This window comes from Candidatus Pelagibacter sp. PS_06, from assembly GCF_059418045.1.
The window spans coordinates 1191028-1212787 of sequence record NZ_CM182078.1 but is presented as its reverse complement, the minus strand read 5'-3'; the positions used below and the strand labels follow the sequence as shown (position 1 = coordinate 1212787).

Annotated in this window: 23 protein-coding genes; 8 read left to right on the top strand and 15 right to left on the bottom strand. The window is 29.4% G+C overall.

Features of this window, described 5'->3' with window-relative positions; translation table 11 throughout:
• Nucleotides 1-113 precede the first annotated feature (113 nt).
• From priA to atpC, 6 genes are all read left to right on the top strand, one after another.
• The gene (gene priA, locus AC5SLZ_RS06250) at nucleotides 114-2069 is read left to right on the top strand and encodes a replication restart helicase PriA (protein ID WP_028035990.1); all 1956 of its coding nucleotides are present in this window, start codon (nucleotides 114-116) and stop codon (nucleotides 2067-2069) included.
• Nucleotides 2070-2177: 108 nt separating this feature from the next.
• The gene (gene atpH, locus AC5SLZ_RS06245; protein WP_028035989.1) at nucleotides 2178-2735 is read left to right on the top strand and encodes an ATP synthase F1 subunit delta; all 558 of its coding nucleotides are present in this window, start codon (nucleotides 2178-2180) and stop codon (nucleotides 2733-2735) included.
• Nucleotides 2736-4271, top strand: a complete 1536-nt coding sequence (gene atpA / locus AC5SLZ_RS06240) for a F0F1 ATP synthase subunit alpha (protein ID WP_271487867.1) — start codon at nucleotides 2736-2738, stop codon at nucleotides 4269-4271.
• 6 nt (nucleotides 4272-4277) lie between these two features.
• On the top strand, nucleotides 4278-5153 hold the full coding sequence (locus AC5SLZ_RS06235) for a F0F1 ATP synthase subunit gamma (protein ID WP_028035987.1): 876 nt from the start codon (nucleotides 4278-4280) through the stop codon (nucleotides 5151-5153).
• 2 nt (nucleotides 5154-5155) lie between these two features.
• Nucleotides 5156-6574 carry a F0F1 ATP synthase subunit beta gene (gene atpD, locus AC5SLZ_RS06230; protein ID WP_028035986.1) on the top strand — a complete coding sequence of 473 codons (1419 nt, stop codon included), beginning with the start codon at nucleotides 5156-5158 and terminating at the stop codon, nucleotides 6572-6574.
• Complete coding sequence (atpC, locus tag AC5SLZ_RS06225; protein ID WP_028035985.1) at nucleotides 6574-6966, top strand: ATP synthase F1 subunit epsilon; 393 nt, start codon at nucleotides 6574-6576, stop codon at nucleotides 6964-6966. The genes atpD and atpC overlap by 1 nt, the downstream gene beginning before the upstream one ends.
• Here atpC and AC5SLZ_RS06220 read toward each other — a convergent pair.
• The 12 genes from AC5SLZ_RS06220 to metX all read right to left on the bottom strand — a co-directional run bounded on the left by AC5SLZ_RS06220 (nucleotide 6959) and on the right by metX (nucleotide 16004).
• Entirely contained in the window at nucleotides 6959-7435 is a 477-nt protein-coding gene (locus AC5SLZ_RS06220) for an RNA pyrophosphohydrolase (protein WP_494615436.1), read from the bottom strand. The genes atpC and AC5SLZ_RS06220 overlap by 8 nt on opposite strands.
• Nucleotide 7436: 1 nt before the next feature.
• A complete protein-coding gene (locus AC5SLZ_RS06215) occupies nucleotides 7437-8627 on the bottom strand; it encodes a S41 family peptidase (RefSeq protein ID WP_494615435.1) in 1191 nt (396 codons plus the stop codon).
• Entirely contained in the window at nucleotides 8572-8922 is a 351-nt protein-coding gene (gene rsfS / locus AC5SLZ_RS06210) for a ribosome silencing factor (RefSeq protein ID WP_494615434.1), read from the bottom strand. Before rsfS ends, AC5SLZ_RS06215 begins: the two co-directional genes overlap by 56 nt.
• Nucleotides 8923-8939: 17 nt before the next feature.
• Nucleotides 8940-9446: an adenylyltransferase/cytidyltransferase family protein gene (locus AC5SLZ_RS06205; protein WP_034412089.1), complete on the bottom strand. Its 507-nt coding sequence runs from the start codon at nucleotides 9444-9446 to the stop codon at nucleotides 8940-8942.
• A gap of 14 nt (nucleotides 9447-9460) precedes the next feature.
• Nucleotides 9461-10711: a glutamate-5-semialdehyde dehydrogenase gene (locus AC5SLZ_RS06200; protein WP_494615432.1), complete on the bottom strand. Its 1251-nt coding sequence runs from the start codon at nucleotides 10709-10711 to the stop codon at nucleotides 9461-9463.
• 1 nt (nucleotide 10712) lies between these two features.
• A complete protein-coding gene (gene proB, locus AC5SLZ_RS06195) occupies nucleotides 10713-11819 on the bottom strand; it encodes a glutamate 5-kinase (protein ID WP_494615431.1) in 1107 nt (368 codons plus the stop codon).
• Complete coding sequence (gene cgtA / locus AC5SLZ_RS06190; RefSeq protein ID WP_494615430.1) at nucleotides 11809-12792, bottom strand: Obg family GTPase CgtA; 984 nt, start codon at nucleotides 12790-12792, stop codon at nucleotides 11809-11811. The genes proB and cgtA overlap by 11 nt, the downstream gene beginning before the upstream one ends.
• 27 nt (nucleotides 12793-12819) lie before the next feature.
• On the bottom strand, nucleotides 12820-13074 hold the full coding sequence (rpmA, locus tag AC5SLZ_RS06185; protein ID WP_028035977.1) for a 50S ribosomal protein L27: 255 nt from the start codon (nucleotides 13072-13074) through the stop codon (nucleotides 12820-12822).
• A gap of 12 nt (nucleotides 13075-13086) precedes the next feature.
• The gene (rplU, locus tag AC5SLZ_RS06180; protein ID WP_028035976.1) at nucleotides 13087-13500 is read right to left on the bottom strand and encodes a 50S ribosomal protein L21; all 414 of its coding nucleotides are present in this window, start codon (nucleotides 13498-13500) and stop codon (nucleotides 13087-13089) included.
• A gap of 65 nt (nucleotides 13501-13565) precedes the next feature.
• Nucleotides 13566-14285, bottom strand: coding sequence for a hydroxyacylglutathione hydrolase (gene gloB, locus AC5SLZ_RS06175; protein WP_494615428.1), 720 nt, complete (start codon nucleotides 14283-14285; stop codon nucleotides 13566-13568).
• Nucleotide 14286: 1 nt separating this feature from the next.
• The gene (gene metW, locus AC5SLZ_RS06170; RefSeq protein WP_028035974.1) at nucleotides 14287-14883 is read right to left on the bottom strand and encodes a methionine biosynthesis protein MetW; all 597 of its coding nucleotides are present in this window, start codon (nucleotides 14881-14883) and stop codon (nucleotides 14287-14289) included.
• Nucleotides 14884-14885: 2 nt separating this feature from the next.
• Entirely contained in the window at nucleotides 14886-16004 is a 1119-nt protein-coding gene (gene metX / locus AC5SLZ_RS06165; protein ID WP_028035973.1) for a homoserine O-acetyltransferase MetX, read from the bottom strand.
• 191 nt (nucleotides 16005-16195) lie between these two features.
• Here metX and hisC point away from each other — a divergent pair, with 191 nt between their 5' ends.
• Together hisC and AC5SLZ_RS06155 are read left to right on the top strand one after the other, a co-directional pair.
• Nucleotides 16196-17278 (top strand): histidinol-phosphate transaminase, encoded by a 1083-nt coding sequence (hisC, locus tag AC5SLZ_RS06160; protein ID WP_028035972.1) that lies wholly within the window; start codon nucleotides 16196-16198, stop codon nucleotides 17276-17278.
• 1 nt (nucleotide 17279) lies between these two features.
• The gene (locus AC5SLZ_RS06155) at nucleotides 17280-18176 is read left to right on the top strand and encodes a prephenate dehydrogenase (protein ID WP_494615427.1); all 897 of its coding nucleotides are present in this window, start codon (nucleotides 17280-17282) and stop codon (nucleotides 18174-18176) included.
• Here AC5SLZ_RS06155 and AC5SLZ_RS06150 read toward each other — a convergent pair.
• Genes AC5SLZ_RS06150 through AC5SLZ_RS06140 form a run of 3 tightly spaced genes read right to left on the bottom strand, consistent with a single transcriptional unit; the run spans nucleotide 18173 to nucleotide 21726 of the window.
• Entirely contained in the window at nucleotides 18173-18919 is a 747-nt protein-coding gene (locus AC5SLZ_RS06150) for a C40 family peptidase (protein ID WP_494615426.1), read from the bottom strand. The two genes, AC5SLZ_RS06155 and AC5SLZ_RS06150, sit on opposite strands and share 4 nt — an antisense overlap.
• Nucleotides 18909-20285: an AmpG family muropeptide MFS transporter gene (locus AC5SLZ_RS06145; RefSeq protein WP_028035969.1), complete on the bottom strand. Its 1377-nt coding sequence runs from the start codon at nucleotides 20283-20285 to the stop codon at nucleotides 18909-18911. Before AC5SLZ_RS06145 ends, AC5SLZ_RS06150 begins: the two co-directional genes overlap by 11 nt.
• Before the next feature lies 1 nt (nucleotide 20286).
• Nucleotides 20287-21726, bottom strand: coding sequence for a TrkH family potassium uptake protein (locus tag AC5SLZ_RS06140; protein ID WP_494615424.1), 1440 nt, complete (start codon nucleotides 21724-21726; stop codon nucleotides 20287-20289).
• Nucleotides 21727-21760 lie beyond the last annotated feature (34 nt).

Sequence of the window (21760 nt, the reverse complement as noted above, 5' to 3'; positions counted from 1 at the left end):
GAATTTCTAAACCATTCTAAATAGAAAAAAGTAGCCTTATTCTCCTTTAACTAATTTTTAAATAAACGCTCTCTTTAAGTATCATTCTTAATAAATTCTCATATTATTATGATATGAAAGTACCGATTCTTTTACCAAATATATTTAATCATCCTTTTACTTATGAGAGTGATATTAATTTAAAGGTAGGAGATTATGTGGTGGTACCTTTTGGTAAATCTAAAATCACAGGAGTAGTTTGGGATGAATTTGAAAAAAAAAATAATAGAAATTTTAAGATTAAAAGTGTTTTAAAAAAATTAGATGTTATTCCATTAAAAAAAACTACAATAAAATTTCTTAATTGGTTTTCAGAATACAATATAATTCCAAAAGGAATGGCCTTAAAATTGGTTTTACTAAGTAGCAATGCTGTAGAAAAATTTCAAAAAGATGCTTATAAAATTTTTGACATAAATATTAAAAAAAATTCAATAAAACTTTCTGAAGAACAGAAAAAATCTCTTAAAAAAATGAATATTTCAAATCAAAAATTTAGAGTCCATGTTCTGCAAGGAACAACTGGCTCAGGTAAGACCATGGTATACTTTGAAGCTCTTAAAGACATTATAAATAAAGGTTTTCAGGGGTTAATCTTATTACCTGAGATTGGCTTAACAGGTCAGTTTGAAAAAAAATTTATAGAGTTTTTTGGTTTTACCCCAGCTGTTTGGCACTCTGGTATTACCAAAAAAAATAAAGAAATTATTTGGAGTGGAATTGCAAGTGGAGAAATTAAAGTTGTCATAGGTGCTAGATCATCATTATTTTTACCATTTAAAAAGCTAGGTTTAATTATTGTTGATGAAGAGCATGATCAATCTTACAAACAAGATGAGGGTGTTACTTACAATGCAAGAGATATGGCTATTTCAAGAGCCTCATTTGAAAATATACCTATCAATTTAATTACAGCTGTTCCATCAATTGAAACCTATGAAAACATTCAAAAAGGTAAATATAGCATTTCTAAATTAGAAAAACGTTACCAAAATGCATCTTTACCAAATTATGAAATAATCAATCTTAACGAAACGAAATTAGAAAAACAATCTTGGCTTTCAAAAAAAATAATCGAGAGAGTAAATTTTCATCTTGATAAAAATGACCAGGTATTATTTTTTTTAAATAGACGAGGATTTTCTCCTCATGTACTTTGTAACAAATGCTTCAATAGTTACTCATGCCCAAATTGTTCAATTAATTTAGTTTATCATAAAAAAAAGAATAATTTATTGTGTCATTATTGTGGTTTTAAATCCTCTTTAAAAAGAGCTTGTATTAAAGATGGGGATTGTGAATTTATTTTTAGTGGCCCAGGTGTTGAAAGAATATCTGAAGAAGTTAAAAAAAACTTTCCATCAAAAAAAATTGAAATTTTTTCAAGTGATACTATGAATAAAAAAAGTTCTAGTGATAAATTAGAAAAAATAATTAATAATGAAGTTCAAATTTTAGTTGGAACCCAATTAATTTCTAAAGGTTTTCATTTTCCAAGTCTTAACTGTATTGTAGTAGTTGATATTGATCTTTCTTTACAAGGACATGATTTAAGAGGAGCTGAAAAAAATTTACAGTTATACCATCAACTTTCTGGACGCGCAGGAAGAACAGGTAAACCTGCTACTGTGTATTTTCAAACTTATAATACTAATACTAAAATGATTTCTGATTTAACAAATAGTAATCCTGATATTTTTCTTGATAGAGAATTGGATATTAGAAGACAAAACAAGCTTCCACCATTTCAAAGATTTATCTCACTAATATTAACAGGTGATAATGAAGTAAAATTAGAAAAAGAAGCCTTTTATTTTAAAAACTTTATTGAAAAAAAAATTGAGGCAAGAGTATTAGGACCGGTTAGTGCACCAATTTTTAGATTAAAAAGAAAATTTAGAATAAGAATGTTAATCAGAGGCTCAAAATCTCTCAAATTACAGAATTCAATTGCTGAAATTATCCCAAATTACAAATTTTCATCAGGAATAAAACTTTCAGTTGATGTTGATCCAATAAACTTCAATTAACCTTTAAAAAAAGGACTTTTAAACGAACGTGCTACTTGAAGACATAATGGTCATATGCTAATTAAAGCGTGATTTTAAAATAATCTTCAATATAACAGAGGTACCAAGTTGAGTAAAAATAAGGGATTTTCAATAACTTCAGCTGAAAGATATTCTTTAGCATTGTACGAACTAGCAAGCGAGAATAATGCTCTTTCACAAGTTGAAAATCAATCCTCATCTATATTAAATTTAATTTCTTCAAGTAAAGATTTTTCAAATTTAATTAAAGACCCTACAAATAACCAAGAAAATCTTTTAAAGGTTATAGAAAATATTTCAAATGATAATAAATTTGAGAATTTATTAAAAAGTTTTTTAGGTTTTTTAGTTACTAAAAGACGTTTTTTTTATGTAGAGCAAATTTTAAAAAGTTTTATTGAAACATGCTCTAAAAAAAGAGGAGAATTAAAAGCTGAGTTAAAGTCTGCAAAAGAACTATCTAGTGATGAGATTTCTAAAATCACAGATGAGCTTACTAAAAACTTTAGTTCAAAAATAAAATTAAACTACAAACATGACGAAAGTTTAATAGGAGGTTTGGTAGTACAAGTTGGAAGTACTATGGTGGACACCTCAATTAAAAATAAATTACAACAAATCGAAAACAGAATGATAGAGGCATAAATGGAAATAAATCCTTCAGAAGTAACAAAGATACTAAAAGAACAAATTAAAAATTTTGGTGATAAAGCAGAAGTAACCGAAGTTGGGCAAGTACTATCAGTAGGAGATGGTATTGCTAGAATTTATGGTCTTGACAATGTCCAAGCTGGGGAGATGGTTGAGTTTGCTGATGGATCTAAAGGTATGGCCTTAAACTTAGAAAGTGAAAATGTCGGTGTTGTAATTTTTGGCGATGACAGAAATATCAAAGAAGGTGATACTGTAAAAAGAACTGGAAACATTGTTGATACTCCAGTTGGAAAAGAATTATTAGGTAGAGTTGTTGATGGTTTAGGAAATCCCATTGATGGTAAAGGACCTTTAGATAAAAGTGTTAAAAAAAGTAGAGTTGAAGTTAAAGCTCCTGGAATTATTCCAAGACAATCAGTTAGTGAACCTATGCAAACAGGTCTAAAATCTATCGATAGTTTGGTTCCAGTTGGAAGAGGTCAACGTGAATTAATTATTGGTGATAGACAAACGGGTAAAACTGCAGTTGCAATTGATGCAATTATCAACCAAAAAAAAATTAACGAGTCTGGTGACGAGAAACAAAAACTTTATTGTATCTATGTTGCTATTGGTCAAAAAAGATCAACTGTAAGACAAATTCAAAAAACATTAGAAGAAGCTGGAGCAATGGAGTACACGACAATAGTTGCAGCAACAGCATCTGACTCAGCGCCACTTCAGTTTTTAGCGCCTTACACAGGGTGTACAATGGGTGAATATTTTAGAGATAACGGAATGCATGGATTAATTATTTATGATGATTTATCTAAGCAAGCTGTTGCTTATAGACAAATGTCTCTATTGTTAAGAAGACCTCCAGGACGTGAAGCTTATCCTGGTGATGTATTCTACCTCCATAGTAGATTATTAGAAAGAGCTGCTAAGTTAAGTGATGAGCATGGAGGAGGTTCATTAACTGCCCTTCCAATTATTGAAACACAAGGAGGTGACGTATCAGCGTTTATTCCAACTAATGTGATTTCAATTACTGATGGTCAAATTTTCTTAGAAACTGAACTTTTTAACCAAGGAATTAGACCAGCGATTAACGTTGGATTATCAGTTTCTAGAGTTGGTTCTTCAGCACAAACAAAAGCGATGAAAAAAGTTTCTGGATCGATGAAATTGGAATTAGCCCAATACAGAGAGATGGCTGCTTTTGCTCAATTTGGTTCTGATTTAGATGCATCAACACAGCAACTTTTGAACAGAGGTTCAAAATTAACTGAACTTCTTAAACAAAAACAATATTCACCAATGACAGTAGCAGAACAAGTTATTTCTGTCTTCTGTGGAGTAAAGGGATATTTGGATGATATTGAATTAAAAGATATTGCTGAATTTGAAAACAAAATCATTGAAAAATGTAAGTCAGATAAACCTGAAATAATTGATTCAATTCAAAGCTCAGGTAAACTTGAAGACGATAAAGAAAAATTACTAATCGAAGTAATTACTCAATTAAAGGAAAACTTTAAATCTTAATTTATTATGGCAAGTTTAGACGACCTTAAAAAAAGAATAGCTAGTGTAAAATCTACACAAAAAATTACAAAAGCTATGAAGATGGTAGCAGCAGCAAAACTTAGAAGGGCTCAAGAAAGTGCTGAGAAAGGAAGACCTTATTCAGAAAAAATGAATAATATAATTCTAAATCTTTCTAGTGGGATTTCTGACAAAGAAAATGCTCCAAAATTATTATCTGGATCAGGTAATGATAAAGTGCACCTTTGTGTTGTGATGACTTCTGATAGAGGTTTATGTGGTGGCTTTAATTCAAATATAATTAAAAAAGCCAAAAGCTATTTTGCAAAACTTGCAGAAGATGGAAAAGATTTAAAGATCATTACTGTGGGTTCTAAAGGTAACGATCAACTTAAAAGAGCTTATGGTGATAAGATAATTGCCAATATTTCATTTAAAGAATCTAAACATGCCAATTATTTTGATGCTGAAAAAGTTGGTAAAATGGTTATTGAAAAATTTGGAGCTGAAGAGTTTGATGTTTGTACTATTTTTTATAACCAATTCAAAAATGTAATTACGCAAATTCCTCAAGCTCAACAAATAATTCCTTTGAATGTTGAAAATTCAGAAGAAGATAAATCTGATGATAGTTACGAGTTTGAACCAGATGAGGATGAAATTTTAAGCAATTTACTGCCAAAAAATATTTCAACACAAATATTTAAGGCGATGTTAGAGAATTCAGCTAGTGAACAGGGCTCAAGAATGAGTGCAATGGACAATGCAACCCGAAACGCAGGTGAAATGGTTGACAAGCTTACTATTGAGTATAATAGAAGTCGTCAGGCAGCAATTACTAAAGAACTAATAGAAATCATATCAGGAGCAGAGAGTTTATAATTATGAGCAAAGGAAAAATCACACAGATCATTGGAGCAGTAGTAGACGTTAAATTTGATGAAGATCTTCCAGAAATTTTATCAGCATTAGAGTGTAAAAATGGAGACAATAGACTAGTTTTAGAGGTTGCTCAGCATTTAGGAGAATCTACAGTTAGAACAATTGCAATGGATGCTACCGAAGGATTAAAGAGAGGTGATGAGGTTATAAACACTAAAGCACCCATCCAAGTTCCTGTTGGACCAGAAACTTTAGGAAGAATTATAAACGTTATTGGTGAACCTATCGATGAAAAAGGTGAAGTTAAAACAAAAGAAAAGTGGCCAATCCACAGAGCAGCTCCTGAATTTAGTGATCAGTCAACAGAAACAGAAATATTAGTTACTGGAATTAAGGTAGTTGATTTATTAGCACCATATGCCAAAGGTGGTAAAATTGGTTTATTTGGTGGAGCTGGAGTTGGAAAAACAGTTTTAATTATGGAATTAATTAACAACGTTGCAAAAGCGCATGGTGGTTTTTCAGTTTTTGCAGGTGTTGGAGAGAGAACTAGAGAAGGAAATGATTTATACCATGAGATGATAGATTCAGGTGTAATCAAGAAAGATGGAGCTGGATCTAAAGCTGCACTAGTTTATGGACAAATGAACGAACCTCCTGGGGCTAGAGCTAGAGTAGCTCTTACAGGATTAACTGTAGCTGAGTATTTTAGAGATCAAGAAGGACAAGACGTTCTTTTTTTCGTAGATAACATTTTCAGATTTACACAAGCAGGTTCTGAGGTGTCAGCCCTATTGGGAAGAATACCGTCAGCTGTTGGTTATCAGCCTACACTTGCAACTGATATGGGTAACCTTCAAGAAAGAATTACTACAACTAACAAAGGATCAATTACATCGGTACAGGCGATTTATGTACCAGCCGATGACTTAACTGACCCTGCGCCAGCAACCTCATTTGCTCACTTGGATGCAACTACCGTTCTTTCAAGACAAATTGCAGAAATTGGTATTTATCCTGCAGTCGACCCACTTGATTCTACTTCAAGAATTTTGGACCCTAGAATAGTTGGTGATGAGCATTATAGAGTTGCAAGAGAAGTTCAAAAAATTCTACAAACTTATAAATCTTTACAAGATATTATTGCCATTTTAGGTATGGATGAATTATCAGAGGAAGATAAGCTAGTTGTAGCTAGAGCAAGAAAAATACAGAGATTTTTATCTCAACCATTCTTTGTTGCAGAAGTGTTTACTGGATCTCCAGGGAAACTGGTTGATTTAGATTCAACAATAAAAGGTTTTGCTGCGATTTGTAAAGGTGATTATGATCATCTTCCAGAAGCAGCTTTTTATATGGTTGGAACTATAGAAGAAGCGATAGAAAAAGCTGATAAAATGGCCAAGGAAGCAGCTGCTTAATGAGTGAAGAGTTTAAAATTGAGATAGTAAACCCAGAAAAATCTTTTTTAGTTAAAGAAGATGCTTCAGAAGTTGTTGTACCTGCATTTGAAGGTGAAATGGGAATACTTAAAGATCACATTTCTATTATCTCATTTTTAAAACCTGGGGTTATAAAAATTTTATCAAAATCTGGTGCTGAAAATTATTATGTCGAAGATGGCATTGTTGAATTTAAAAATAATAATTTATCAATTCTAACTAGCTCAATATTTAATCTTACAGATTTAGATAAATCTAAACAGCAAGATTTATTAAAATTAGCTGAGGAGGAAGCAAGTAATCCTGAAATAAACGACCAATCTAAGTATTTAGTTGATCAAAAAATTGAAGTATTAAAATCTCTTAATTAATAATTTGTTTAACTTTTTCTTGAAGTTCTTTATAAACATGTAGTTTAAAATCTACTACAACCTCTGTGATTTGATCAAGATCTATCCATTTCCAATCTAAAAACTCTGGGTTTTTAGTTTTAATATTAATCTCTTTTTCATCTCCAACAAATTTCATTAAAAACCACTTTTGTTTTTGGCCTTTATATTTACCTTTCCAAATAATGCCCAGTAAACGATCTGGAAGTTCATAGGTAATTGTGCCATCTAGTTCTTTTATTAATTCTACACTTTTAACACTAGTTTCTTCTTCTAGCTCCCTGTAGGCTGCTTTTAAGAAATCTTCACCATCATCAACACCTCCTTGAGGCATTTGCCAAAATTTTTTTGCATTATCTATTCTTCTTGCAACAAAAACTTTATTCTCATTATTTAATAAAATTATTCCTACACCAGTTCTTAGCGGTAATTCGCCAAAATTTTTATTCATACTATCCGTTTAATAGTTTTATTGCGTAATTTAGTTGATTATCAGTATCAGTTTTGATTCTAAAATCATCACCTTCTTCATTTACTTCAATATCTGGTCTTACCCCAACTTCAGATATAGATTTTCCAGATGGAAGATAATATTTTGAAACTGTTAGTCTTATGGCCCCTTTATTTTTTAGAGGAATTATTGATTGTACTGATCCTTTACCATAACTATTTTCGCCGAGCACAATAGCTCTTTTGTGATCTTTGAGCGCTCCTGCAACTATTTCTGATGCTGATGCAGAACCATAGTTGATTAGTACCACTAAAGGCTTTCCTTCAGTAATATCTCCTTTTCTTGCAAACCATTTTCTATTTTCTGATTTCCTTCTACTTTTTGTTGATACTATTTCTCCATTTTGTAGAAAAAAGTCAGAAATTTTTATTGCTTGAGATAATAAGCCACCAGGATTATTTCTTAGGTCTAAAATGAATGCTTTTAAGTTTTCATTTTTTTTTAATTTTTTTATTTGTTTTTTGATTTGATCACTACTGTTATCATTGAAAGAAGTTAATCGAATGTACCCAATATTATTTTCCAAAAGATCTGATTTTACAGATTGAACTTCAATAATTTCTCTTGTTACTTTTAAATTGAGAGCTTTTTTTACTCCTCGTCGTCTTATAGTGAGTTCAATATCAGTACCCACTAGACCTCTCATTAGATCAACTGCTTCACTCAATGACTTTCCTTGCACCTGAACGTTATCTATTTTTACAATGTAGTCCCCAGCTTTAATTCCTGCTTTAGATGCGGGCGTATCATCTATGGGAGTAATAACTTTTACAACACCAGCTTCCATGCTGACTTCAATTCCAAGACCACCAAACTCACCACTAGTTTCTGTTTGCATTTCTTGAAATATCTCTGGTGACATATAAGATGAATAGGGATCAAGTGATTGAAGAAGACCATTGATGGCAGAGTCCATACTTTCAGATTGATTAATTTCATCCACATATTCTTTATTTATTTTTTCGAGGACCTCACCAAATAAATCAATTTTCTTATAAATATCTATTTCAGCTGAATTTATCGAATATGAAAAAAAAAAGAGGATAAAAAAATTATTAAATAAAATTGAATTTTTTTCATATAATGACTTTTTCTTTTGGTAATAGTTCAGACCAAATTTTTTCAAGTTCATAAAACTTTCTTTTTTCTGGATGAAAAATATGTACAATTAAATCAATACCATCAACAAGTTTCCACTCATTACTTTCTTTACCCTCTATTTTAGAATTTTTAATTCCATTATCCTTTAACTTTTCTAAAACTTGTTCTGATAAAGACTGAATGTGTCTTGAAGACGTGCCACTTGCAATTATCATATAGTCAGCCATTGAGCTTTTATCTTTAAGATCAATAGTGACAATATCTTGTGCTTTGTTTAGATCCAGTGTGTCTATTACAACTGATTTGAGATCTGAAATTTTATCCATTAATTAAAATCAGACTATCAAATTTTTCTTAATTGAGAAGATGAAATGTTGACTTTTTTAAACTCTACAAATGTAAGTGTTTTATTATTGAGTCTCTTAAATGTCTTTGATTTTAAAGAATTTTTTTTATAACCATGACGATCAAATACAATGATATTACATTTTTGTGAAATTAATTTTGATTTATACCACTTATGAAAGCTGATTAAGTTATCTGCTCCCATTAAAAAAAAAATTTCAATGTTTTTATCTTTTTTAAGATAGTTGATTAAATCAATAGTCTTATTAGATTTTATAATATTTTCATAAAATTTAACTTTTATGAAAGAATTTAGTCCTATTATTTTTTTGCAATCTTTTATCTTTTTAGAAATTGGTGTTTTGCTTTCAGCTTTGAGTGGATTTTTTTTAGTGATTGCCCAAATAATTTTTTCAAGTTTAAATCTTTTTCTAGCTTCTTTAGATATTGCTAGATGTCCTTTGTGAGCTGGATCAAATGAACCTCCTAAAATTCCAATTTTCATTTTAAATATCTAGTTTATTTTCTTATTTTTCCTTTACTTGAAATTTCATATTTGTATGAAACTAATTGTTCTAAACCAACTGGGCCTCTCGGGGGAAGTGTATTTGTCGATATACCTACTTCACCACCAAAACCAAATTCACCACCATCAGCAAATTGTGTTGAAGTGTTATGCATTGCAATAGAGCTTTTAACATTTTTTAAAAACTTATTAGCTGTTTTTTTATTTTTAGTAATTATGGAGTCAGTATGCATTGTTCCATATTTATTGATATGATGAATGGCTTCTTCATCACTCTTCACAACTTTAACCGATACCGCTGCTGTCAAATATTCTGTAGACCAATCCTTTTCTTTGGCTGGATACACTTTACCTTTGAAGTATTTTCTTATGATATTGTCTCCATATATTTTACAATTTTGATCATCAAGTCTTTTTAAAATTGGATTACAAAATTTTTTTACTATTTTCTCATGAAGTAAAATAGTTTCTGTTGCACCGCAAATGGCTGTATTTCTTAATTTTGCATTATAAATAATTTTCGATGCCATATTTAGCTCCGCATCTTTATCTACAAATGTATGACAAATACCTTCTAAGTGACCAATTATTGGAACTGTTGAAAATTCTTGAACTCTTTTAACTAAGTTTTTTCCACCTCTAGGAATTATTACATCTATATATTTTTTCATTTTTGAGAGCATGGTATCGACCATTTTTCTATCTTTAGAGTCTACAAATTGAATATAATTTTCATCAACTTTGTTTTTTCGAAGAGCTTGTCGAAATAATTTTGCTAATATTCTATTGGTATTTATTGCCTCAGATCCTCCTTTAAGAATTACAGCGTTACCAGATTTAAAACATAAACTTGCCACATCAGATGTTACATTGGGTCTACTTTCAAAAATAACACCAATCACTCCAATTGGAATAGTTACTCTTTTGATATTTAATCCATTAGGTCTACTCCATTTTTTTAGAGTTACATTTACGGGATCTTTTAGACTTGAAATTTTAATAATAGAGTTTTTAATATTTTTGAGTTTCACCCCATCAATTCTTAATCTGTTAATCAAATTTTCTTTTATTCCTTTGTTTTGTGCAAATTTAATATCTTTTGAGTTTTCTCTTAAAATTGATTTATTTTCTTTATCAAGCAATTCAGCATAAAATTTTAAGACTTTATTTTTGGTGTCTATATCAACTTTTTTTTCAGATGCTTTTCTACTTTTGACACCTATTAAATTCATCATTTTATTCATTCTAAATTTCTACCATATCATCTTTATGAATTACTTCTGATTTAGCAACATAACCCAATAATTTCTCTATTTGATTAGAATGATGTCCCATAATCTTAACTATTTCATCAGAGGTAAAGGAGCTCAAGCCTCTTGCACATTCATTATTTTTTTTATCTAAAATTTTAACATGATCCCCTTTATTAAATTTTCCTGAGATTTTTTTAATTCCAGCTGCTAATAAGCTTTTTCCAGATCTTAGTGCTTTTTTTGCACCATCATCAATTATAATTGATCCTTTTGGCGCAATAGAACTTATGATCCATTTTTTTCTAGCATCAAGCTTTGAAACTTTAGAATTAAACCACGTACAATTATTTTTTTCATTAATCATTGAGATAGGATTTAAGTGTAGTCCATTTGCTATAACCATATTACAGCCTGCTAATTGACAGATTTTTGCTGCTTCAATTTTAGTTTCCATTCCACCACTGCCATATTCGTTTACACCTTTAATATTAATCTCTTTTAAATCTTTTTTTATATCATTTACATTTTTGATTAACTCAGCATCTTTATAAATTTTTGGATTTTTTGTGTAAAGACCATTTACATCTGAAAGAAGAATTAAAGTGTCAGCATCTGAAATTTGTGCAACTCTAGACGCCAGTCTATCATTGTCACCATATTTTATTTCAGTTGTAGCTATTGTGTCATTTTCATTAACGATAGGAATAAAACCTAAATCGAATAAATTTTCAAAGGTTCTCTTAGCGTTTAAAGACCTTCTTCTTTCCTCTGTATCTTCAAGAGTTAATAGGATTTGTGATATATTTAGCTTATATTTTGTAAATGTTTGAGAAAATAAGTTCATCAATTCGATTTGTCCGATTGAAGCTATAGCCTGACTCTTATCAAGTTTAATCGTTTTTTTATTTATATTCATTTTTTTGCATCCAAGCGCTATTGCGCCTGAGCTTACAATTACTACTTTTTGATTTTTATCTTTTAATTTTTTGATATCTTTTGCAAAACTAGAAAGCCATTTTTTTCTAATTTTTTTATTACTATCAACGAGAAGTGAAGATCCTATTTTAACAACAATTATTTTAGAGCTCTTAAGAGACATATGACAAAAGTTTAGCTTTAATTTTAGATATAGAGTCTTTTTCTAATGTAGTCATAGTCATTATTTCACAATTTTTACCTTTTGAGAAATAATCAATTACATCTTTAACGGTATCTTCATCTACTAAATCTATTTTATTAAGTACTACAAGCTCTTTTTTATCAATTAATTTTGAGCTGTAACTTTTTAATTCATTTTTAACTTGTTCATAAGACTCATTTAAATCTAAGTTAGTAATATCTATAAGATGCAATAATGATTTACATCTCTCTATATGTTTTAAAAACTGTATACCAAGACCAACACCTTCATGAGCGCCCTCTACAAGTCCTGGAATATCTGCAATAGTAATTTCTTTATCATCATAAGATGCAACTCCTAAATTAGGATTTAAAGTAGTGAATCTATAATTTGCGATTTTTGGATTTGCGTTTGTTATTGCAGCTAACAAACTTGATTTTCCAGCATTTGGTAAGCCAATTATTCCAATGTCAGCGATTGTTTTTAATTGAAGCCAAATTGTAAACTCTTCTCCAATTCCACCTTTGGTAAATTTTCTTGGAGCTCTATTTGTAGAACTTTTAAATCTAGTATTTCCAAGTCCACCTTTGCCACCAATAGCAACGACAAACTCTTCTCCTCTTTTATTAAAATCAAATAGTAAAGTTTTGTTGTCTTCTTCAAAAACTTGAGTTCCAAGGGGCACTTTTAGAAATAAATCGTCACCTCCTTTACCTGTACGATTTTGTCCAGCACCATTTTCTCCTCGTTGTGCCTTATGATGTTGTTGGTATCTATAATCTATAAGTGTGTTAAGATTTTCTTCAGCCTTTAAAATTATTGATCCACCCTTTCCTCCATCACCTCCATCGGGGCCTCCATATTCAACATATTTTTCTCTTCTGAAGCTTGGTGAGCCATCGCCACCGTTTCCAGCTTTAGTATAAATTTTTACTTGATCTAGGAATTTCATAATACAACATCTATTTAAGTTGTATTATTAATTGGGCTTTACTGAAACGAAAGTTCTGTCTGCTTTAGATTTTTTGAATACAACTTTACCTTTTACTATTGAAAAAATAGAATGATCTTTACCCATTCCAACATTTTCGCCAGGAAAAATTTTAGTTCCTCTTTGTCTTACAATTATATTTCCAGGTATTACCGTCTCACCACCATACTTTTTAACACCAAGTCTTCGTCCAGCACTATCTCGTCCGTTTCTCGATGATCCACCTGCTTTTTTTGTTGCCATAACTTACCTAATTTATTTATTTGCCGCTTCTGTTTTTGGTTTAACTTCAGCTTCAACTTTTTTAGTTGGTTTAACCATTTTTTCTGCTTCAGATAAAACTTTACCATCTTTAGAAAAAATTTTATTAATTCTAATCATTGTGTGTTCTTGTCTATGACCATTTTTTCTTCTTGAATTATGTCTTCTTCTTTTTTTGAAGATTAAAATAGTTCTATCCTTACCATTTTTAATTAAATCAGCTTCTACTTTAGCACCTTCAACATGTGGGGTACCTATTTCTATAGATTTATCATCTCCATATGCAAGTATTTCGTTGAATTCTATCTTGGACTCAGGTTTTGAGTCTGGTAATTTTTCAATTTTCAGGATTTCACCAGCTTTTACTTTATACTGTTTTCCACCTGTTTTTATTATTGCGTAAGACATAGTAAGAATTTAAATTTAAGTTAACGCAATATAGTTGTAGCAAGGTTTTAGTCAAGTCGAATTAACTAGAAATTATCCTTTAAATCTCTCAATTTTGAAAAGGATTCAACGTTTTTTGCTCTTAAAAATATATTACATTCTATTTCATCTTTGATGCTAGAGGGGATAGTGGGCAAGTTGTTTTTAAGCTTTTCATTAATTTTTGATATTTTGTTTTGTAAATTTATATTTTCAGGCTCATGTTTGATACAAAACTTGGAATTTTGAAGTGTGTATTCATGTCCACAATAAATTTTAGTGTCATCAGGAAGGCTTTTTATCTTTCCTAAAGAGTTAAACATTTCTTGATAAGTGCCTTCAAAAATTTTTCCACAACCAAGAGAAAATAGTGTGTCACCAGTAAAGATTAGTTTTTCTTTAAAAAAATGAAAACTAATATGACCTGAGGTATGACCAGGTACATGAATAATTTTTGCCTCAAAGTTATCAGCTTTCCAAATTTGACCATCCTCAAGTAAAACTTGGATCTCTGGAATTCTATTAACGTCATCTTTATACCCAACTACAATTGAATTATATCTGTTTTTTAGATCTATATTTCCTCCAATATGATCAAAATGATGATGTGTATTTAGAATATATTTTAGAGTAATATTTTTTTTTTCAATAAAATTAATAACTGGTTTAGATTCACTTGGGTCAATTACACATGCTGTATTATTAGATTCATCAATTACTAAATAACTGTAATTATCTTTTAAGCAGGGAATTATCTCTATTCTCATATTATTTTTCAATTAAAAATATACCTAGATCGGCAAATAAATTTTTAAGACCCAAATTAGTATCATTAATTGATGATACGCTTTCGTTATTTAGAGCTATCGATTTGAAAATTTTAAAATTTCTAGATTTAACAAAATAATCAAAATCTTTAATTGTACACATATGTAAATTTGGAGTGTTATACCATTCATCAGGTAATGTTTTAGTTATAGGCATTGTTCCTTTAGTTAATAAATGAAGTCTAATTTTCCAAAAACCAAAATTAGGGATGGTAACTATTGCTTTTTTTCCAACTCTTAATAATTCATTTATTACCAGTTCAGGATTTAAAAATGCCTGAAGTGTTTGACTTAAAATAACATAATCAAAAGATTTGTCTGGAAATTGTATTAAATCTTTTTCAGCATTTCCTTCAATTACCGTTAGACCTTTTGCTATACATTTTTGAACTTTATCTTTTGAGATTTCTAATCCTCTAATGTTAATATTTTTATTATCTTTTAAAAATTTCATTAAAGTACCATCAGCACACCCAACATCTAAAACTTTTTTATCTTTTTCAATTAAATCAGCAATAACTTTGAATTCATTTTTCATGATTAATTATCTGTATAAGATTTGTCTAAAAAATTTTTAAGAGCATTTAGAAAGTCTGGAACATCAAGTAAGAAAGAGTCATGTCCTTTGTCTGACTCAATTTCAACAAAACCCACATCAGCACCAATAGCATTTAAAGCAATTACAATATCTTTATTTTCCTGAGTAGGGTAAAGCCAATCTGATGTAAAAGATATTATGAAAAATTTAGCCTTGGTATCTTTAAAAGCATCTGACAAATTTCCGTTAAATTGTTTAGCTAAATCAAAGTAATCCATAGCTCTTGTAATATAAAGGTAACTATTTGCATCAAATCTATCTACAAAAACTGACCCTTGGTATCTCAAGTAACTTTCAATTTGAAAGTCAGCATCAAATCCAAATTTAAGATCTTCTCTTTCTTGTAATTTTCTACCAAATTTTTCTTGAAGACCTTTTTTTGAAAGATATGTGATGTGAGCAGCCATTCTTGCAACTGCCAAACCTTTATTGGGTATAGTATCCTTGGAACCATAATCTCCTTCATTCCAATTGTTATCCGCAGCAATCGCCTGTCTTCCAAGTTCATTAAATGCAATATTTTGTGCCGAATGACTCGAGGTACATGCAATAGGAATTACAGTTTTAGCCTTATCTGGAAAATTACTAATAAATTGCAGAACTTGCATTCCTCCCATTGATCCTCCAACAATAGAAAAAAGTTTTTCTATACCAAAGTGATCTAGTAAATTATTCTGTGCATTTACCATGTCATTAATGGTGATCACAGGAAAATTTGTACCAAAAACTTTTTGTGTATTTGGATCTTTGTGACTTGGCCCAAATGAGCCAAGGCATCCACCAATTACATTTGAGCAGATTACAAAATATTTGTTTGTATCAATTGCCTTATCAGGGCCTACAGCATAAGACCACCAGCCACCTTTATTTGTAATTGGATTTAGACCAGTTACAAATTGATCACCTGTAAGTGCATGAAAAACTAAAATAGCATTATCTTTTTGTTTATTTAAAGTTCCATAAGTTTCATATGCAATGGGAAAATCATTAATAGTTTTTCCACAATCCAGTTTAAGTGGTTTTTTAACTATCAGAGTTTTTAAGTTTAATTCTGTATTCATAATAAATGCTATTATTTGAATTGAGAGAAAAAAAACAATTTTAGCGGTTTTTTTTAAGCGCTCGCAATTCAGTTAAATCAGCGCATAAATTTTGTACTAGATGTTATTTATTATGTCAATTTTTTTTAAAAATGTCTTATTCTATGTAAAAATTTATAATTTTATCTATAAAGAACCCATAAATTAAAAATATGACCATTCCAAAATTTAAAAATTTTAATATTGAGCCCTACAAACCAGGTAAATCCAAAATTAAAAAACTAAAAAAAATAATTAAATTATCTGCAAATGAGTCAGCTTTGGGAATGAGCTCTAAAGCAGCCAAGATGATATCTAATAAAGGTTTAAATTTAGAGAGATATCCAGATGGTAAATCTCAGAATTTAAGAAAAGAAATATCAAAAAAATATAAATGTGATCCAGATAAAATTATATGTGGAGCAGGTTCAGATGAAGTTATTCAAATGATCTGTCAATTATTTTTAAAGCCAAAAGATGAAGTTTTAGTTCCAGAATACAGTTTTCTAATGTACAGAATTTATGCAAATATTGTTGATGCAAAGGTTAAATTTGCGAAAGAAATTAACTATAAAATTTCAAATATTGAGATACTTAAAAAAGTAACAAAAAATACAAAAATCGTTTTCCTTGCTAACCCTAATAATCCTACTGGAACTTATTTGACAAAAAAAGAAATATTAGAACTTAGAAAAAAATTGAATAAAAATATTTTATTGGTGGTAGATGACGCTTATGCAGAATATATGAAAAATTCTGACTACAAATCAGGATTAGATTTGTTTAAAAACAGAGATAATGTTTTTGTATTAAGAACGTTCTCTAAAATATTTGGGCTAGCTTCTTTACGAGTTGGGTGGGGATATGGATCCAAAAAAATAATAAATGCATTAAATGTTATAAAACCCCCATTTAATGTTAGTCATATTGGGCAAATGGCAGCAACTGAGTCGCTTAAAGATCAAAATTTTATAAAACGCTCAATTAAACATAACTTGTATTACGCAAAGAAAATAAAATCTTTTCTAGAAAGATACGAAATTTTTTCAAATCCAATTTCTGCAAATTTTTTATTTTTAGATTTTGAAAAATGTAAATATACAGCAAAGTATTTTTATGAAAGATTAAAAATAAAAGGAATTATTTTAAGATCCACAGAAGATGGTTATCACATTAAGAATAAATTAAGATTAACTATTGGATCTAAAAATGAAAACTTAGCATTTATGAATGCTGCAAAAAAAATATTAAATTAGTATGAAAAATATTTTGATTATTGGATGTGGGTTACTCGGATCCTCTTTGTTGAGAAGAATTCAAAAAAAAAGGATGGCTAACAAAATTTATATCTATGAGAAATCAAAATCTAATATTACAAAAATAAAAAGATTAAAACTACCTGGAATAATTATAAAAAAATTAGAGGATGGGGTTATAAAAGCAGATTTGATTATTTTATGTACACCAATGAACGAATACAAGAATCTTATTCTTAAAATGAATAAGTATTTATCATCTAAAACCATTGTAACTGATATTGGTTCATCAAAAATAGAGTCTTCAAAGATTATTAAAAAATTTTTAAGAAAAGATATCTCGTGGACACAAAGTCACCCAATAGCTGGATCTGAAGTAAGTGGACCAGAACATGGAAGACAGGATATATTTGAGGATAAATGGTGTGTTTTGATAAAAGAGAAAAACACTAAAAAAAATCATTTAAATATATTGAGTGAATTTTGGAAAAAGATTGGATCAAAAATAGTTATTATGAGTTCAGAAAAACATGACAAAATTTTCTCTATAACCAGTCATCTTCCACACCTAATTGCATACAATTTGGTTAAATCAGCACAAGATTTTGAAAAAATACAAAATTATGATTTGATTAAATATAGCGCAGGTGGTTTACGAGATTTTTCAAGAATAGCAGCTTCAAATGAAATTATGTGGAGAGATATATTTTTTAACAATAAAAAAAATATCTCAAAAGCTATCGATCTATTTATCAAAAACTTAAATTCTTTTAAAAAAGATATAAATTCAAAAAATAATAAATCAATTTTAAAAAAATTAATTCAAACAAAAAAAGTAAGAACAAAAATTATTAAATTAAAACAAGATGTAAATAAACCTGATTTTGGAAGAAGTTAATATTTTATAGAGGATATTTTTTTAATAGACAGACAGGCTGTTCTCTCAATTCTCTCTATTGTTTTTATTATCGGCATTATTAATACCTTTTTTTCTGGACCATAAGCATGAATTAATTTTTTAGAATCAATGCACACAGCAACGTGACCTTTCCAAAAAATTATATCACCTTTTTTAAATACTTTTCTTTTTAATTGTTTTGTTGAATATCTGATTTGGTCTTTGGTATCTCTTGGATAAAAAGAGTTATTATAATAATAAAATAGTTGCAATAAAGCTGAGCAATCTATTCCCCTACAAGTTTTACCACCCCACACATATTTAGTTTTTAAAAATAATCTTAATATTTTAAGAAAATCCTTCTCTTTGTGATTAATATTTTTGATATCTTTTTTTTTTAACCATTTATTTTTATCAAATTGTATAAACTTCTTATCTTCATGAATTATTGAAAATTTTGATGCAAAAGGTAAAAAAGATTTCGTTTTATTATTAGGTTTACTATAAATAAAAGCTTTTAAACTATAAACTTTGTGAGTTAGTTTATTAATTTTCTTATACTTTTCATTTTTTATGTAGCCAACATAATGGTCAAATAAAGTTTGTATTTTTAACCAATCTTTTCTCTTTGACAAAATTTTAAATTTTTCACCATAAATTATTTGTGATGTAACTTCAGAATTTTTTGAAGCTTTTTTATAAATATTAGAAAACTGTTTCTTAAAAAGAAAATTATTTTTCACTTAATTTTATTTTATCTTTAATAAACCATAAGCAAATCAAAGATGGAATAACCATTATTGCTGTTAAAATAAAAAATGTACCCCAATCACCATTTAACCAATCAACCAAAGCTCCAGATGATGATGCGAGTGTAGTTCTTCCAGCGGTTCCTATTGAAGCTAATAGAGCGTATTGGGTAGCTGTGTAGGTTCTGTCCACAAGCAATGAAATAAAAGCTACAAAAGCAACTGTTGCAAAAGCTGCAGCTATATCGTCAAAAATTACAGCAACAGCAAATAACCACTCTGATTTTCCACTCCAAGCTAATGCTGTAAATATTAAATTAGTTGCAGCCATTAAAATACCCGCAAGAAACATTGCTTTTAAAACTCCTGATCTAATTACAAATAGACCCCCTAATAATGTAAAGATAACTGTTGTAATCCAGCCTAAAGTTTTTGAATAAATAGCAATATCGCCTTTAGAAAATCCTATTTCCTTATAAAAGACTATAGACATACGACCCAAAAATGCCTCACCTATCTTAAATAAAAACACGAAACCTAAAATACCTATTGCGATTGAAAATCCATTCTTTTTGAAAAAACTTATTACAGGACCCCCAAGGGTTCCACTTATCCAAGCAATTATATTTGTAATAAAATTTTGTGATCCAAGTTTACTTTGAATTAATTCGTCAGTTTTCTTTTGATTAACCTTCCTAGTGCTCGACGGGGCTTCATGAACAAACATTAGCCCAATATTCATTAAAATTACTACTATTCCCAAAATCAAAAATGTTGATTGCCAATAATTAGTTACCCCGATATTTTGTAAGTATTCTGCAGTAAATAAAGCAATTACACCACCTAATTTATATCCACTCCACCAGCCAACAACTGCCATTGCAGCACCTGCTGCCATTGATTTGCCTTCATTTTCACCGATCTGTTCAATTCTTAATGCGTCAACAGTTATATCTTGTGTTGCTGATGCAATGGCAATGATTAAACCAATTGTAATTAATAGTGCAAGATTTTCTGTTGGATTTATTAAACTCCACACGACTAAACAAATTAAAATTGCTATTTGCATTAAAACTATCCAGCCACGTCTATGACCAAGTTTTTTTGTTAAATAAGGAATTTGAAGTCTATCTATAAGAGGTGCCCATAAATAATTAAATGCGTATACCCCAAAAATCAACCCTGCCCATCCTATTGTAGATCTACTCAAACCCTCTTCTTTGAGCCATAAACTCAAACTGCTGCCAATTAATACCCATGGAAAACCTGAAATAGCTCCAAGTAGTAATATTCTCATCATTCTTCTATCAAAATAAACCGCAAAGGTTTCTGATAGAGATTGTTTTTTTATTTCAATCATTTTAATTTCTCCAAAAAGATGGCAGAAACAACACTAATATTGCAAAAAGTTCAAGTCTACCTAAAATCATACCAATTGTTAAAATCCACTTAGAAATATCAGGTAAAGATGAAAAATCTCCATTAGGACCTATAATAGGCCCTAATCCTGGTCCAACATTTGAAATTGAAGTAGCAGCACCTGAAATTGAAGTAATAAAATCAAGACCTGTTAAAGACAGTAGGGCGGCAAGCACAAAGAAAATTACGAAGTAAAAATAAATAAAAGAAATTATTGAAGCAATAAATTTATCATCAACTGAACTTTGATCATATTTAATTACAAATACACCTTTTGGATAAATAATTTTTTTAAGTTGGGTTACTATAAATGAATATAAAATTTGAATTCTAAAAATTTTAATACCACAAGTTGTCGATCCAGCACATCCACCAATAAACATCAGCGCTAGAAATAAAGTGATTGGAAAACTGCCCCAACTATCGTATTCAGAATTTACAAAACCAGTTCCTGTTAATATAGAGATACTATTAAAAAAAACTGATCTTAAATTAAAACTTTCATAATTATCTAACAATAAGTATGCAGATAATAATAAAATTGATGTAATAATAATTTTAAAAAAAGTTTTAATTTGTATGTCTGTTAAAAAAATTTTTTTATTTCCACTTATAAATTTGATGTAAGCTATAAATGGTATACTCCCTAAAATAATGAATATCATAGAAGCTGTTTCAATTGAAATACTATTAAAATAACCAATAGATTGATTGTAGTTTGAAAAACCACCTGTTGCTATTGTGGTCATAGAATGAGTTAAGCTATCAAATTTACTCATCCCAAATAACCAATAAGTTATTCCGCACAATATGGTTAAGCCTGAGTAAATATAGATTAATCTTAAAGCTATCTCTTTAGATTTTGGAAGTATTTTTTCTGATGAATCATTACTTGATATTTTGAATAATTGCATTCCACCAACGTTCATTATTGGCATCAGAGTGATCGCCATAACTATAATACCGATACCACCCAACCACTGTAATATAGCTCTCCATAACAAAATTCCTTTTGGTGTAGATTCAAGATTTGAAATAATAGTTGAACCAGTGGTTGTTATCCCAGACATACTCTCAAAAAAAGCATCTGTTACAGAAAGTTCTATTGTTGAAAATATGAAGGGCAAAGACCCAAAGATTGCAATACTCAGCCAAGAAAGCGCAGTAAGAAGAAATGCTTGTTGTAAATTTAATTTTTTATCATGATCTAAATTTGATAAGAAAAATAAAGTTCCAAAAATTATTGTAACGATCGATGCTCCAAAAAATGATGAGTCTATTTCAGAGTAAGCAAATTGAGCAATAATAGGTATGAACATTGAAACACCAAGAATTATTTGTAAAATTCCTAGTGTAAAAAAAACAGTTTTGTAATTAGACATTTTGAAAGAACATTATTTTATGGTAAATAAATTT

What these genes read in the sequence shown, in the direction of transcription:
- cgtA (WP_494615430.1), bottom strand. Translation starts at nt 12,792, where the DNA reads ATGAAATTCCTAGATCAAGTAAAAATTTATACTAAAGCTGGAAACGGT.
- metW (WP_028035974.1), bottom strand. Translation starts at nt 14,883, where the DNA reads ATGAAAAATGAATTCAAAGTTATTGCTGATTTAATTGAAAAAGATAAA.
- AC5SLZ_RS06200 (WP_494615432.1), bottom strand. Translation starts at nt 10,711, where the DNA reads ATGAATAAAATGATGAATTTAATAGGTGTCAAAAGTAGAAAAGCATCT.
- AC5SLZ_RS06140 (WP_494615424.1), bottom strand. Translation starts at nt 21,726, where the DNA reads ATGTCTAATTACAAAACTGTTTTTTTTACACTAGGAATTTTACAAATA.
- AC5SLZ_RS06145 (WP_028035969.1), bottom strand. Translation starts at nt 20,285, where the DNA reads ATGATTGAAATAAAAAAACAATCTCTATCAGAAACCTTTGCGGTTTAT.
- priA (WP_028035990.1), top strand. Translation starts at nt 114, where the DNA reads ATGAAAGTACCGATTCTTTTACCAAATATATTTAATCATCCTTTTACT.
- atpC (WP_028035985.1), top strand. Translation starts at nt 6,574, where the DNA reads ATGAGTGAAGAGTTTAAAATTGAGATAGTAAACCCAGAAAAATCTTTT.
- proB (WP_494615431.1), bottom strand. Translation starts at nt 11,819, where the DNA reads ATGTCTCTTAAGAGCTCTAAAATAATTGTTGTTAAAATAGGATCTTCA.
- AC5SLZ_RS06205 (WP_034412089.1), bottom strand. Translation starts at nt 9,446, where the DNA reads ATGAAAATTGGAATTTTAGGAGGTTCATTTGATCCAGCTCACAAAGGA.
- AC5SLZ_RS06215 (WP_494615435.1), bottom strand. Translation starts at nt 8,627, where the DNA reads ATGAACTTGAAAAAATTTGGTCTGAACTATTACCAAAAGAAAAAGTCA.
- atpD (WP_028035986.1), top strand. Translation starts at nt 5,156, where the DNA reads ATGAGCAAAGGAAAAATCACACAGATCATTGGAGCAGTAGTAGACGTT.
- rsfS (WP_494615434.1), bottom strand. Translation starts at nt 8,922, where the DNA reads ATGGATAAAATTTCAGATCTCAAATCAGTTGTAATAGACACACTGGAT.
- rplU (WP_028035976.1), bottom strand. Translation starts at nt 13,500, where the DNA reads ATGTCTTACGCAATAATAAAAACAGGTGGAAAACAGTATAAAGTAAAA.
- AC5SLZ_RS06155 (WP_494615427.1), top strand. Translation starts at nt 17,280, where the DNA reads ATGAAAAATATTTTGATTATTGGATGTGGGTTACTCGGATCCTCTTTG.
- rpmA (WP_028035977.1), bottom strand. Translation starts at nt 13,074, where the DNA reads ATGGCAACAAAAAAAGCAGGTGGATCATCGAGAAACGGACGAGATAGT.
- atpA (WP_271487867.1), top strand. Translation starts at nt 2,736, where the DNA reads ATGGAAATAAATCCTTCAGAAGTAACAAAGATACTAAAAGAACAAATT.
- metX (WP_028035973.1), bottom strand. Translation starts at nt 16,004, where the DNA reads ATGAATACAGAATTAAACTTAAAAACTCTGATAGTTAAAAAACCACTT.
- hisC (WP_028035972.1), top strand. Translation starts at nt 16,196, where the DNA reads ATGACCATTCCAAAATTTAAAAATTTTAATATTGAGCCCTACAAACCA.
- gloB (WP_494615428.1), bottom strand. Translation starts at nt 14,285, where the DNA reads ATGAGAATAGAGATAATTCCCTGCTTAAAAGATAATTACAGTTATTTA.
- AC5SLZ_RS06235 (WP_028035987.1), top strand. Translation starts at nt 4,278, where the DNA reads ATGGCAAGTTTAGACGACCTTAAAAAAAGAATAGCTAGTGTAAAATCT.
- AC5SLZ_RS06220 (WP_494615436.1), bottom strand. Translation starts at nt 7,435, where the DNA reads ATGAATAAAAATTTTGGCGAATTACCGCTAAGAACTGGTGTAGGAATA.